The organism is Thioclava sp. F1Mire-8 (genome assembly GCF_002213165.1).
GTDB classification, from domain to species: domain Bacteria; phylum Pseudomonadota; class Alphaproteobacteria; order Rhodobacterales; family Rhodobacteraceae; genus Thioclava; species Thioclava nitratireducens.
This window is the reverse complement of the sequence record NZ_NBNY01000002.1, coordinates 138,332-151,092: the sequence shown is the minus strand read 5'-3', so window position 1 is coordinate 151,092 and position 12,761 is coordinate 138,332. Positions and strand designations below refer to the sequence as shown.

Annotated in this window: 16 protein-coding genes; 7 read left to right on the top strand and 9 right to left on the bottom strand. The window is 63.1% G+C overall.

What is annotated here, in order from left to right:
• Positions 1-27: 27 nt before the first annotated feature.
• Positions 28-1,602, top strand: a complete 1,575-nt coding sequence (locus B6V75_RS09230) for a DUF5928 domain-containing protein (RefSeq protein WP_088719505.1) — start codon at positions 28-30, stop codon at positions 1,600-1,602.
• Between the two features lie 11 nt (positions 1,603-1,613).
• Positions 1,614-1,994, top strand: coding sequence for an HIT domain-containing protein (locus B6V75_RS09225; RefSeq protein WP_075773907.1), 381 nt, complete (start codon positions 1,614-1,616; stop codon positions 1,992-1,994).
• 40 nt (positions 1,995-2,034) lie between these two features.
• Here the strand turns inward: B6V75_RS09225 and B6V75_RS09220 are convergent, their stop codons facing one another.
• Entirely contained in the window at positions 2,035-3,021 is a 987-nt protein-coding gene (locus tag B6V75_RS09220; RefSeq protein ID WP_088719504.1) for an adenosine kinase, read from the bottom strand.
• 19 nt (positions 3,022-3,040) lie between these two features.
• Positions 3,041-3,685: an endonuclease III gene (gene nth, locus B6V75_RS09215; protein WP_088719503.1), complete on the bottom strand. Its 645-nt coding sequence runs from the start codon at positions 3,683-3,685 to the stop codon at positions 3,041-3,043.
• A 114-nt stretch (positions 3,686-3,799) separates the two neighbouring features.
• On the opposite strand from nth, the gene B6V75_RS09210 reads away from it, so the two are divergent.
• From B6V75_RS09210 to B6V75_RS09200, 3 genes are all read left to right on the top strand, one after another.
• Complete coding sequence (locus B6V75_RS09210) at positions 3,800-4,654, top strand: bifunctional helix-turn-helix domain-containing protein/methylated-DNA--[protein]-cysteine S-methyltransferase (RefSeq protein ID WP_088719502.1); 855 nt, start codon at positions 3,800-3,802, stop codon at positions 4,652-4,654.
• A gap of 141 nt (positions 4,655-4,795) precedes the next feature.
• Positions 4,796-5,476, top strand: a complete 681-nt coding sequence (locus B6V75_RS09205; RefSeq protein ID WP_075773903.1) for an OmpA family protein — start codon at positions 4,796-4,798, stop codon at positions 5,474-5,476.
• Between the two features lie 98 nt (positions 5,477-5,574).
• A complete protein-coding gene (locus B6V75_RS09200) occupies positions 5,575-6,336 on the top strand; it encodes an FCD domain-containing protein (RefSeq protein ID WP_075773902.1) in 762 nt (253 codons plus the stop codon).
• Between the two features lie 58 nt (positions 6,337-6,394).
• Here B6V75_RS09200 and B6V75_RS09195 read toward each other — a convergent pair whose 3' ends face one another.
• The 5 genes from B6V75_RS09195 to B6V75_RS09175 form a co-directional block, all read right to left on the bottom strand.
• The gene (locus B6V75_RS09195; RefSeq protein WP_075773901.1) at positions 6,395-6,952 is read right to left on the bottom strand and encodes a F0F1 ATP synthase subunit B; all 558 of its coding nucleotides are present in this window, start codon (positions 6,950-6,952) and stop codon (positions 6,395-6,397) included.
• 4 nt (positions 6,953-6,956) lie between these two features.
• The gene (locus B6V75_RS09190) at positions 6,957-7,520 is read right to left on the bottom strand and encodes a F0F1 ATP synthase subunit B' (RefSeq protein ID WP_075773900.1); all 564 of its coding nucleotides are present in this window, start codon (positions 7,518-7,520) and stop codon (positions 6,957-6,959) included.
• Positions 7,521-7,611: 91 nt separating this feature from the next.
• Positions 7,612-7,848, bottom strand: coding sequence for a F0F1 ATP synthase subunit C (locus tag B6V75_RS09185; RefSeq protein ID WP_038144344.1), 237 nt, complete (start codon positions 7,846-7,848; stop codon positions 7,612-7,614).
• A 64-nt stretch (positions 7,849-7,912) separates the two neighbouring features.
• The gene (locus B6V75_RS09180; RefSeq protein WP_233243003.1) at positions 7,913-8,668 is read right to left on the bottom strand and encodes a F0F1 ATP synthase subunit A; all 756 of its coding nucleotides are present in this window, start codon (positions 8,666-8,668) and stop codon (positions 7,913-7,915) included.
• Between the two features lie 7 nt (positions 8,669-8,675).
• Positions 8,676-9,032 carry an AtpZ/AtpI family protein gene (locus B6V75_RS09175; RefSeq protein WP_075773898.1) on the bottom strand — a complete coding sequence of 119 codons (357 nt, stop codon included), beginning with the start codon at positions 9,030-9,032 and terminating at the stop codon, positions 8,676-8,678.
• Positions 9,033-9,247: 215 nt separating this feature from the next.
• Between B6V75_RS09175 and B6V75_RS09170 the strand changes: the two genes are divergently transcribed.
• Positions 9,248-9,658 (top strand): metalloregulator ArsR/SmtB family transcription factor, encoded by a 411-nt coding sequence (locus B6V75_RS09170; RefSeq protein ID WP_075773897.1) that lies wholly within the window; start codon positions 9,248-9,250, stop codon positions 9,656-9,658.
• On the opposite strand, the gene B6V75_RS09165 is transcribed toward B6V75_RS09170, so the two are convergent.
• The gene (locus B6V75_RS09165; RefSeq protein ID WP_088719501.1) at positions 9,655-10,404 is read right to left on the bottom strand and encodes an SDR family oxidoreductase; all 750 of its coding nucleotides are present in this window, start codon (positions 10,402-10,404) and stop codon (positions 9,655-9,657) included. The genes B6V75_RS09170 and B6V75_RS09165 overlap by 4 nt on opposite strands.
• A gap of 221 nt (positions 10,405-10,625) precedes the next feature.
• Here B6V75_RS09165 and B6V75_RS09160 point away from each other — a divergent pair, with 221 nt between their 5' ends.
• Complete coding sequence (locus B6V75_RS09160) at positions 10,626-11,687, top strand: hypothetical protein (RefSeq protein ID WP_088719500.1); 1,062 nt, start codon at positions 10,626-10,628, stop codon at positions 11,685-11,687.
• Positions 11,688-11,869: 182 nt separating this feature from the next.
• Here B6V75_RS09160 and B6V75_RS09155 read toward each other — a convergent pair whose 3' ends face one another.
• Complete coding sequence (locus B6V75_RS09155; protein WP_075773894.1) at positions 11,870-12,646, bottom strand: cell cycle transcriptional regulator TrcR; 777 nt, start codon at positions 12,644-12,646, stop codon at positions 11,870-11,872.
• Positions 12,647-12,761: the final 115 nt, after the last annotated feature.

The window sequence follows — 12,761 nt, the reverse complement described above, 5'->3', positions numbered from 1 at the left end:
AGCAAGTGACAGCGCATCGTTTCCCGTATGGCCCGAATCGCCTTTATTCTTCTGACCCATAAGGACCCGGACGGGATCATCGCTCAGGCGGAACGACTGACGCAGACCGGCGATTATGTGGCGATCCATTTCGATGCCCGCGCCAAACCAGAGCATTACCGCAAGCTGCGCAGCGCGCTCGATGCCAATCCCAATGTCACCTTCGCGAAAAAGCGCGTCAAATGCGGCTGGGGCGAATGGAGCCTCGTCGCCGCGACCTTGGAGGCGGTAAAAGCCGCCGTCGCCGATTTCCCGCGCGCCACGCATTTCTACATGCTCTCGGGCGATTGCATGCAGATCAAATCGGCCGAATACGCGCATGACTTTCTCGACGCTGAAGAGGTCGATTACATCGAAAGCTTCGACTTCTTTTCGTCTGGCTGGATCAAGACCGGGATGAAGGAGGACCGGCTGGTCTATCGCCACTGGTTCAACGAGCGCAATCAGCCCAAGCGGTTCTACCTTGCCTATAACCTGCAGAAACGGCTGAAGCTGTCGCGCGAGGTGCCGCGCGATCTGCAGATGATGATCGGCTCGCAATGGTGGTGCCTGCGGCGGCGCACGATGGAGCAGGTGCTCGATTTCATCAAGGCGCGGCCCGATGTGATGCGGTTCTTCCGCACGACATGGATTCCGGACGAGACCTTCTTTCAGACCATCGTCCACCACCTGATCCCCGAGACCGAGATCCGTGCCCGGACGCTGACCTTCCTGATGTTCACCGATTACGGGATGCCGGCGAATTTCTACAACGACCATTACGACCTGCTGCTCGCGCAGGATTACCTTTTCGCGCGCAAGATCAGCCCCGAGGCGAAGGAGCTGAAGCAGCGTCTGGGCGAGCTGTGGACACGCGAGGGTGTCCAATTCGCCGTCTCGAACGAAGGCCGCGCGCTGCATCGCTTCCTGACCGGGCGCGGTCGCGTCGGCCGTCGCTTCGCACCGCGCTTCTGGGAGGCGGAGGCGACCTTGGGGCGCGAGCGCACGCTGACCCTGATCCTGTGCAAGAAATGGCATGTCGCGAAGCGGCTGGTGGCCGAGTTCCGCAAACGCTCCTCGATCCCCGCGCTCGATTACGTTTTCAACGAGATGGCCCCTCTGCCCGATCTCGGCGGCATCGAGACCAGCCCCGAAAAGCGCAACCGTCATCGCCGCGCCCTGATGCGGATGGTGTTCGACCATGAGAACGCCGACCGCATGGTGATCTCCGTCGATCCGGCCGAGCTTGACGTGATCGAGGATTTCACCCGCGACAAATGCCAGACCCGCATCCTCGAGATCGAGTGCCAGTTCTCCGACGACTATCTCAAGGGGCACGCGCAACGCGTGGGCCTCGCTGGGCATCATACGCCGCCGCAGGTGCTCGATCAGATGCTGCCGACGATCCGCGCCGACCTGCATCATGAATCCGAACGGCTCCGCGATGCCGAGTTCGAGAATTACGCGCTCATGCGCGAGGGCGGCGAGATCGAAGACAACGCCCGCGCGCTGGCCCATGCGCTCGACATCCCCTCCGATATGGCGCAGGAATTGGCCGAACTCGACTACATCTTCCGCGACTGAGGAGAGAGGCCATGGCCTATACCTATGACGATCAGAACATCTTCGCCAAAATCCTGCGCGGCGAGATCCCGAACGACACCGTTCTGGAGACCGAGCATACGCTCGCCTTCCGCGACATCGCCCCGAAAGCGCCCGAGCATGTGCTGGTGATCCCGAAAGGCGCCTATGTCGCGCTCGATCATTTCTGCGCCGAAGCCAGCGATGCAGAGATCGTCGATTTCCACCGCACCGTGGCCGAGGTCTGCAAGATGACCGGCGCGAGCCCGGGCGAAGGCGGCGAGGGCTATCGCGGCATCACCAATGCGGGCGAGAATGGCGTGCAGGAAGTGCCGCATTACCATCTGCATATCCTCGCAGGTCGCCCGCTCGGGCCGATGCTGTTGATGCGTTAAGGTTGGCGGCGCGCCCTGATCCCGGGCGCGCCGGACAGGCTCAGATGAGCCCGCGCTCTGCGAACAGCGCCTTCACATCCACTTCCGGGCGCGCGCCATAATGGCCGATCACCTCGGCCGCCGCGGCGCAGCCCATCTTGCCCGCGGTCTCGAGGTTCTGCCCCGTCGCGTAGCCATAGAGGAAGCCCGCCGCGAACTGATCCCCCGCGCCCGTCGCATCGACCGGCACCACGCGCTTGACCGGAACCGTCGCACGCTCCTCGCCACGGATCAGGATCACGTCGTCGCCCGAGCGGGTGCAGACCACCATCTCACATTCCTCAGCGGCCTGTTTCAGCGCCGCATCCAGATCGGTCTGGTAAAGCGATTCCCATTCGTGCTGGTTGCCGATCACGTAATCCATCTGGTCGCGCACCAGACGACGGAAATCGGCGCGGTGACGGTCGACGCAGAACGGGTCTGACAGCGCAATCCCCGCCTTGCCGCCGCCCCGGTGACAGCCCTGCGCCGCCTTCAGGAATGCGGCCTTCCCGTGATCCTTGTCGAAGAGATAACCTTCGAGGAACAGGATCTGCGTGTTCTCGACCACCTCGAGGCTTACATCCTCGGTCGAGACCTCAGCCGAAATCCCCAGATAGGTGTTCATCGAACGCTCACCGTCCGGCGTCACGAAGATCATCGAGCGCGAGGTCGGCAGTTCGCCATCCTTCACCGGCGGGTTCGGGAAATCCGTGCCCTCGCCATGCAGAGCCGCCTCATAGAAGCGGCCCAGCGTGTCGTCGCGCACCCGGCCGATAAAGGCGGTGGTCAGGCCCAGATTGCCCAGCCCCGCGATCGTGTTGCCAACCGAGCCGCCCGGCGCCTGCGTGCGTTCTTTCATGGCGCCGTAAAGTGTCTCGCCGCGCTCGCGCTCGATCAGCTGCATGATGCCTTTCTCGATGCCCATATGCTCGAGAAAGCTGTCGTCGCATTGCGCGATCACGTCCACGACGGCATTGCCGATGCCGACGACCTGATACTGTTTCAAAGGTTTTTCTCCTCGTGTTTCACACGGTCTTTTCGTCGAACTGGCACAGATCCTTGATCGGACAGGCCTGACATTTGGGTTTGCGCGCCACGCAGATATAGCGACCGTGCAGGATCAGCCAGTGATGGGCGTGGCGCTGGTACTCGACGGGCACGTTGTCTTCGATGGCGCGCTCGACCGCGTCGACATCCTTGCCCGGGCAGATGCCGCTGCGATTGCCGACCCGGAATATATGCGTATCGACCGCCTGCGCGGGATGGCCGAACCACATGTTCAGCACGACATTCGCGGTCTTGCGCCCCACACCCGGCAGCGATTGCAGCGCGGCACGCGAGGATGGCACCTCGCCGTTATACTGATCGACGAGGATCTGGCTCAGCTTGATGACGTTCTTCGCCTTCTGCCGAAAGAGACCGATCGTCTTGATATGCTCGGTCACGCCCTCAAGGCCCAGCTCCAGCATCTTCTCGGGCGTGTCGGCCACGGCGAAAAGCTTCCGCGTGGCCTTGTTCACGCCCGCATCGGTCGCCTGCGCCGACAGCGCCACGGCCACCACCAGCGTATAGGCGTTGACGTGCTCGAGCTCCCCCTTGGGATGGGGCTCGGAGGCTTCGAACCGCGCGAAGACCTCTTTCATCGTGGCATAATCGAATTGCTTGGCCATGCTTTCCTAATGCCCGCCACGCGCGCGAAGGGCAAGGCCGCGCGAAAACCGCAGCTTTCGGGTCGCGCGGCTGCCGCCTGCGCCCTAGGATCGAAGAGAACCAAGAGGTGCGTGATGAACGACCACAGCGACATTGCCGAGAGCTACCACTATCAGGTCATCGCCCGCGCGCTGGACGAGATCGACGCAGCGCAGGCGGCGGGCGAGTTGCTGACGCTCGAGGCGATCTCGGCGCGGCTCTCGATGAGCCCCGCGCATTTCCAGCGGCTGTTCTCGGCCTGGGTCGGGGTGTCGCCGAAACGCTACCAGCAATATCTGACGCTCGACTTCGTGCGCGAATTGCTGAGCCAGCGCCTGCCGCTCGACGAGGTGGCCGACCGTGCGGGACTGTCCGGCACGGGCCGTCTGCACGATCTGGTTCTGCGCTGGGAGGCGATGACGCCCGGCGCCTTCGCGCGTGGCGGCGAAGGTGTCGCGATCCGCTGGGGACGGTTCGACAGCCCCTTCGGCCCGGTGATCGCGATGGGCACCGGTCAGGGGCTTTGCGGCATGGGCTTCACTGCCGAGATGGGCGAGCAGGAGACATTTGACGATCTCGCCCGCCGCTGGCCCGAGGCCCGCTTCACCGAAGACGCCGAGCCGCTGCGCGCCTGGGTCGACGCCGCCTTCTCCCGCCATGGCGAGGCGAAACTGACGCTGATCGGCGCGCCCTTCCAGATCAAGGTGTGGGAGGCGCTGCTCTCGATCCCCTCGGGACAGGTCACGACCTATTCCGACATCGCCGAGGCGATCGGCCACCCGAAAGCGGTCCGCGCCGTCGGCACCGCCGTAGGCCGCAACCCGATTTCCTTCCTGATTCCCTGCCACCGCGCCTTACGCAAATCGGGCGGATTGGGCGGCTATCACTGGGGTTTGGGCGTCAAACGCGCGATTCTGGGCTGGGAAGGCGCCCGTGCAGAGGCAGATTGAGCGTCGCTCCGCCGCTTCTACCGGCAGATGATGCGCGGAATTCCGCGCTTCGCGAAAAGGGCATGGAACCTGCGCGTTTTTTACGCGTATCTTCCGTCAAGCCTCGAAACATGGGGCGACCAGAGAAGGCAGAGACAGAACATGACCACCGTTCTCAAGACCAAAACCATTCTTCTGAGTGCCGCCGCAGCGATGGCGCTCACCGCTTGTGTGCCGGGCGGCTATACCGGGGCGAACAACCCCGACCAGAGCCCGAACGCAAATCGCAATGCCGGTGCGATCACCGGTGCGCTGATCGGCGGCGCCCTCGGCGCGAAAAGCAAAGGCGACGAGAAGCTGACCAAAGCCGCAGCCGGCGCAATCGTCGGCGGCGTGATCGGCGGCGCGATCGGTTCGCAGCTTGACCGTCAGGCACAGGAACTGCGTCGCGACCTGACCACCAACGGCGTCAGCGTCGTGCGTCAGGGCAACCAGCTGATCGTGACGATGCCGCAAGACGTGCTCTTCGCGACCGACAGCGCGGCCGTGCGCCCCGATCTGCAGCGCGATCTGTACACGCTCGCCGGCAGCCTCAACCGCTATCCGGATACCACCGTCGAGGTCGTCGGCCACACCGACAACACCGGCGATGCGGCCTACAACATGCGCCTTTCGCGTCAGCGCGCGCAGTCGGTGGCCAATGTCCTCATCAATGGCGGCGTCCCGAGCTACCGCGTCATCCCGACCGGTCGTGGCGAGGATCAGCCCATCGCGAGCAACCTCACGCCGGAAGGCCGTCAGGCCAACCGCCGGGTCGAATTCATCATTCGTCCGAACAACTAAATCGCTCATCAGAGCGGGAAAAGGGCCGGGAAATCCCGGCCTTTTTTCATTGCCTACCCCCTGATCTGGTCATACATCTTGACCACATGGAGGGGGAAATGCCGTTTCAGAAGATTGAATCCGAGAAGCTCGCGAATGCCGTCGTGCGCCAGATCGAGCAGCTCATCCTGCAGGGCATCCTGCGCCCAGGAGAGCGCCTCCCCTCGGAGCGAGAGCTCTCCGAGCGTCTCGGCGTGTCGCGCCCAAGTCTGCGCGAAGCGGTCGCGGAGCTGCAGGAATCCGGCCTTCTGACGACCCGCGCCGGGGCGGGCATCTATGTCGCTGAAGTGCTCGATTCCGCCTTTTCGCCCGCCCTGATCCGGCTCTTCGCCCGCAACGACCAGGCGCTGTTCGATTACATCTCGTTCCGCCGCGACATGGAGGGACTGGCCGCCGAGCGCGCCGCGCAATGCGGTTCGGACACCGATCTCGAAGTGATCCAGACCCTGTTCTCTCAGATGGAAGCGGCCCATTCAAAGCGCAATCCCACGCAGGAAGCGCAGCTCGATGCGCAGTTCCACATGGCGATCATCGAGGCGAGCCATAACGTCATCATGATCCATATGATGCGCGCGATGTTCGATCTTCTGGCCGAAGGCGTGTTCTACAACCGCTCCATGATGTTCAAGAACCGCGGCACGCGCAGCAAGCTGCTCGACCAGCACCGCGCGATCAACGATGCGATCCAGCGCCGCGACGCCAACTCCGCGCGCAAGGCCATCGCGGCCCATATGGAATTCGTCGAGGTCGAGATGGCGGCGATGCGCCGGGCCGAGCGCAACGAGGCCACCGCGCGATTACGTCTCGAACATAACCGCTGAATAAAGAAAAACCCCGGCCCATCGGACCGGGGTTTTCAATGTCACCCGTAAGGGAAGATCAGTTCAGGCGCTGTTCGACTTCCGAAAGCGAGCTGTCGATCATCGCGGCGCGGTCCGACGCGCTCAGCTGCTTCGCGAGCACATCGCCGGCGGCGGCCACGGCGACCGACACGGCGCGGTCCTTGACCTCTTTCAGAGCCTGCGCCTCGGCCGAGGCGATCTGCTCGTCAGCGGCCTTCAGGCGGCGCTCGATCGAGACCTTCAGATCTTCCTTGGCCTTCTCTGCGGCGGCTTCGGCGTCGCGCTTGGCGGCGGCGACGATCTGGTCGGCCTGCCCCTGCACTTCGCGCGCCTTGCGCTCGTAGCTGGCCAGAACCGCCTGTGCCTCGTCACGCAGCTTGCGAGCTTCGTCGAGATCCGAACGGATGTTCGCCGCACGCTTGTCGAGCATCTTGCCCAGCGTCGCCGGCACCTTCGCGTAGAGCACGATGGCCACGAAGATGATGAAGGCGATGGTCACGATGAAATTCGTGTTCCACAGCGAGAAGAACGGACCAGTTGCCGCGAAGGCGGGCTGTGCCGCCACGAGCGGAAGGAGAAGCGAGAGTTTCTTCATCGTCTTACCCTTTCAGCCGTTGTTCGACAGCTGCGTTCACAGCCGCTGCGTCCGAGTTGCCACCCAGAGCCGCGACGATCTCGCCGGCGGTATCCTTGGCGACCTGATCGACCGCTGCAAGTGCGCCGTCCCGGATTTCCGCGATGCGCGCTTCCGATTCCGCGGAGCGTGCCGCGATCTCGGCATCTGCCTTGGCGATGGCCGCGTCGAGGTCCTTCTGGATCTCGGCCTTGGTTTCGCCTGCGATCTTCTGCGCCTGAGCGCGTGCTTCGGCCAGAGCTTTCTCGTAAGCGGCTTCGGCCTCTTCGGCCTTGCGCTTGAAGTCCTCGGCCGCGGCGATGTCACCCGCGATCGTGCCCTGACGGTCGGCGAGAACTGCCTCGATCCGGGGCAGTGCGATGCGCGTCAGCAGCCAGTAGATCGCGACGAGAGCGACCAGAAGCCAGAAGATCTGGTTCGGGTAGCTCGAGAAGTCGAGCTGCGGCATGCCGCCCTGCTGCGCGGAATGTGCCGCGCCTTGGGCCGCATCAGCGGCTGCGTGCGCCGTATTTTGCGTTTCGCTTGCCATGTCGTCCCTCGACCCTGATCACAAATCCCCTTGCGGGTCACGGGATGGGCTCCGAATGAGCCCACCCGCCCTCAAGGAAAAGCGTGCTGGATCAGACTGCGAACATCAGCAGCAGAGCGACGAGGAACGAGAAGATCCCGAGCGCTTCTGCGAAGGCGATGCCGATGAAGAGGGTCGCGGTCTGGCCAGCGGCCGCCGAGGGGTTGCGCAGGGCACCCGACAGGAAGTTGCCGGCAACGTTGCCCACACCGATAGCCGAGCCGCCCATGCCCATGCAGGCCAGACCAGCGCCGATGTAAGCACCCATTTGAACGATATTGCCTTCCATTGTCGTAACTCCTTGAGGTTGGAAGTGGCAGAAACTTGGTGAACTGGTTCGATCCGCGATCCGGTCAGTGTGCCGGGTGCAGCGCGTCGCGCAGGTAGACGCAGGTCAGGATCGTGAAGACATAGGCCTGGATGAAGGCCACGAGAACTTCGAGCCCGTACATCGCGGTGATCGCGAGGATCGACAGCGGGGTCACAGCGAGGCCGACGCCGGAGAACAGGATCAGCGGCGCGAAGGCGGCGAACACTTTCATAACCGCGTGGCCGGCCATCATGTTGCCCGCAAGACGAATGGAGTGGCTGACGGGACGCACGAAGTAGGAGATCACCTCGATGATCGCGAGGATCGGGCGCAGCGCCAGCGGGGCCGAAGCCACCCAGAACAGGCTCAGGAAGCCCGCGCCGTTCTTGACGAAACCGATGACGGTCACCGCAACGAACACCGCGACTGCCAGCAGACCGGTCACCGCGATATGCGAAGTCGTGGTGAAGCCGCGCGGCAGCAGGCCGAGGAAGTTCGAGAAGACGATGAACAGGAAGACCGTGAAGATATAGGGGAAGAACTTCAGCGCGTCCTTGCCCGCCACGTCCTCGACCATCTTGTGGATGAAGCCGTAGGACAGCTCCGCGATCGACTGGGCGCGCGAGGGTACCACGGCGCGGCCACGGGTGCCGATGACCAGCATGAAGAAGATCGCCAGAACGGCAATCGCCATCCACAGCGTCGCATTGGTCGGCGTGTACCAGTGAACCGGACCCTCGCCGAAGAGGGGCTTAACGATGAACTGATCCATCGGGTGGAAGGTCAGTTCACTGCGCATTTCCTGTTCAAGATTTGCCACGGTCGTCTTCCTCTTCATCGGCCATGTCGGCCGCACGCTCTTCGTTCATTTCCTTGGCCGAGCGAAGCATCACCTTCACCCCGGCCGCGAGCCCGAGAAGCGTGAACAGCACCATCATCCAAGGCATCGTGCCAAGCAGCACATCAAGCCCGTATCCGATGCCGAAGCCGATCCCCAGCCCCGAAACCATTTCGATCACCATACGCCAGGCCATGTTCGCCTGGGACAGATGATGATCGGCACGTTGCGGAGGCGGTTCTTGCGTCTTTCTCACTGCCGCAAGCTTCTTCTCAAGCGCTGCGAGGCGCTCAGGATCGGGCTCGTCGGAGCGGTGATCAGGCATGGTTCGGCCCCCACTCAGGTCCCAGCCGTGATAGCCGCGCCCCCAGCCTGAGTCAATTCCGGATAGCCCCTTGAAGGCACCGCGCAACCCATTGATCCGTAACGATTTTGAAAATAGGCATCAATTTCGCGCCGCGCCAAGCTCACGGAAATGCGAGCAATGGCATATTCAACCGATCGGTTGACGTTTGTCGCGTACCGCCCCATCAAGGAGCGATGCTACCGCCGCCCGCCCCTTCTCTCGATGCGATCTTCGCCGCGCTCGCCGACCCGACCCGGCGGACGATCCTGACGATGCTGCTCGAAGACGACATGGCGGTGACCGACGTGGCAGAGCCCTTCGAAATGTCGCTCGCCGCCGTTTCCAAGCACCTCGCGATCCTGACAAATGCCGGGCTGATCTCGCAGGAGAAACGCGGCCGGGTGAAATGGTGCAAACTGGAGCCGCTCGCAATGTCTGCCGCGACGACATGGATTCAGGGTTTCGGCCAGTTCGAACCGCTGGACTTCGATGCGTTCGAGAAATTCCTCGAAACCGAACTCGCGCAGGTCGAGATCGAACCTGTCGAGCCCTTGGAGACCGGGCGAAGCGACGCGCCGTCGAACAACGCGCCGCAACCCGATTAAATCGAACCCGCCTCGACCATGTAGTTGTTCGCGGTGCACATAGCCGCATCGTCGGACGCGAGGAACAGCACCATCCGCGCGACATATTCCGGCTGGATCAGATCCGGCAGGCATTGATTGCGACGATGATCCTCCAGCGCCTCGGGCGTCGCCCAGAGTGTTTTCTGCCGATCCGTCATGATCCAGCCCGGCACGACCGTGTTGACCCGGATGCGATGCCCGCCCAACTCGCGTGCCATCGTGCGGGTCAGCCCGTGCACCGCCGCTTTCGCCGTCGCGTAGGCCGGGAAACCGCTGCCGGCCTCCCACCACGAATTCGAGCCCATATTGATGATCGACCCCGCCCCTTTCGAGATCATGTCCGGCGCAACCGTCTGGATCGCGAAGAACATGTGGCGCAGGTTGGTGTGCTGGCGTTCGTCCCAGTACTCCGCATCGATCTCGCGCCAGTCGTGGCGGTCGTCACGCGCGGCATTGTTCACCAGCACATCCGCGGGGCCGATCTTCTCGCGCAGCTGACCCAGCGCCCCCTTCATCGCGGCGATGTCGCGCAGGTCGCACAGCTCGTACTCGACGCCCAGCCGTTTCGCGACCGCCGCACTCCCCTCCGCATCGCGGTCGAGAAAGCCGACCTTCGCCCCCTGCGCGGCGAAGCCTTCCACGATCAGCGCTCCGATCCCCGAGGCGCCCCCGGTCACGATCACGGATTTGCCCTTCAGGCTCGGATAAGTGGCGAATTCCGGCATCTGTTCCTCCCTCTTCTCGACGGGAGCATCGCGCCCGGGGTCGCGACTGTCCAGCCGGTGGCGGCGCGGCCCGCGTCACAAATCCTTCGCCCCTGCGTCAGCGGGCTGTCACAGCCCGGCGTATTATGACGCCCGAAGCGCCCCGAGCCGACGGTCTGCCGCCCGATGCACCGCGCCACCCTCTGGGCCTTCGTCATATCAAGTCTACCTTGGGGGTATATATGCCACGTCCTTCCCGTTCGATCACGCTTTGCGCGGCTCTCGCTGCCGCCGTTCTCTCCACTGCCCTGTTGGCTCCGGCCCATGCACAATCCGCCTCCGACGCGGGCGTGCTGAAGGTCGCGCTCTGGGGCGACGAGTTCTACAGCAAGGACCCGGAGGAAAAGGCGAACTGGATCGACCAGACCGTCGCCTCGATGAACGCACACGATCTCGACTTCACGATCTTCGCCGGCGATACCAAGAGCGGCAGCAGCGAGTGCACCGATCAGGCGATCGGGGCGGACGTGCAGGCGATCTTCAACCGCCTCGACATGCCGACACTCTACGCCCTCGGCGATAATGAATGGGTCGACTGCCACCGGACCAACAACGGCAGCTACGACCCGGTCGAGCGGCTGTCCTACCTGCGCAAGACCTTCTTTGCTGCCGCGAAGTCGCAAGGCCAGAACCCGATCGACGTCGAACGTCAGGGCTCGCCGGGCGAAGCTTACAGCGAGAACAGCCGTTTCGAGCGCGACAACGTCATGTTCGTGGCCCTCAACGTGCCGGGCAGCAACAACAACCTCGTCGTGACCGACAAGCAGTGCACCAAGAAATCCGACCGCACGCAGGCCGATTGCGATGCCGCAACCGCGGAATACGAAGCCCGCAATCCGAAGAACGTCGAATGGCTCAAGGAGTCCTTCGCGAAGGCGCGCGAGAATAACGACGCGGGCATCCTGATCGACATTCAGGCCGACATCTTCTTCCCGTTCGAGCTAAGCGACGGCGGCTACGAAGAGGATTTCCTTCCGACCCTCGACGACAAGAACGGCTTCACCGACTTCTACAAGACTCTCGTCGAGGAGACGCATAACTTCGAAGGTCAGGTCCTGTTGGTCCATGGCGACTCCCATTACTTCAAGGTCGACAAGCCGATGATCCAGCCCGATGGCCGCAGCACCGCGAACTTCACCCGCGTCGAGGTCTTCGGCAGCAGCGACAACAGCTGGGTCGAGATGGCGGTCGATCCGAAATCCGACGCCGTGTTCTCGTTCCAGCCGGTGGTGCTGAAGCAGTAAGTCGCAGCTACAGCGGAACAGGGCCGCCTCTCGAGCAGCTCACTCCGCCATATCAGCGACGGGCGACGGTTCATTCGTCGCCCGTCTTCCTTTTCCATCCTCAGCGGCGCGAAACGACGCACCCGCAATGTGAAAAGGCCGCCCCCGATGGGGCGGCCCTGATCTTTCGCAATGGCGACAACTTATTTGTGGTTGTCGTCTTCGTCCTCGTCCTCGTTGTCGTCGGGCAGGTTGAAGAAGCTGTCCGCGTCCGAATAGTCGGCATTGTCCGCGGTCTCTTCCTCTTCCTCGGTCTCCTGCTTGAGATCGGAGGAGGAGAAGTTCTCCAGGCCGGCGATGCCCGAGGGCAGACGCGGTTCGTCGGGCATGCCCAGCGACTGCTCGGTCGAGACCAGCTTGCGGCGCTCGTCATCGCTCATCACGCCTTCGGCGGCGGCTTTCTTCGCGGCCTTCTGCACTTCGATATCCAGTTCCGACTGGCGGCAAAGACCCAGCGCGACCGGATCGATCGGGGTCATGTTCTGGATGTTCCAGTGCGTGCGCTCGCGGATCGACTGGATCGTGGGCTTGGTGGTGCCAACGAGACGCGCAATCTGCGCATCGGCCAGTTCCGGATGGAATTTCACCAGCCACAGGATCGCGTTCGGACGGTCCTGACGCTTCGACAGCGGGGTGTACCGCGGGCCGCGACGCTTGTCCTCGCCCAGCGCCGCCTTGTTGAACTTCAGCTTCAGCTTGTGCAGCGGGTCTTTCTCGGCCTTGTCGATCTCTTCCTGATCGAGCTGGTTCGAGGCGACCGGATCGAAGCCTTTCACGCCGGTGGCGACGTCACCATCGGCGATGCCCTGTACTTCCAGCTCGTGCAGGCCGCAGAAATCCGCGATCTGCTTGAAGCTGAGCGTCGTATTGTCCACCAGCCACACGGCGGTGGCCTTTGCCATCAGGGGCTTGTTCGTCATTGCAGCCATCCTTTACATATCTCTCCCGGGCCGAGAAATCGGCTGCGGCGCGAGATTTCCCTGCCGCGGTCCATTTCTGGAAGGGGAATTGCCGCCTCATATAGTCAATCGCGCG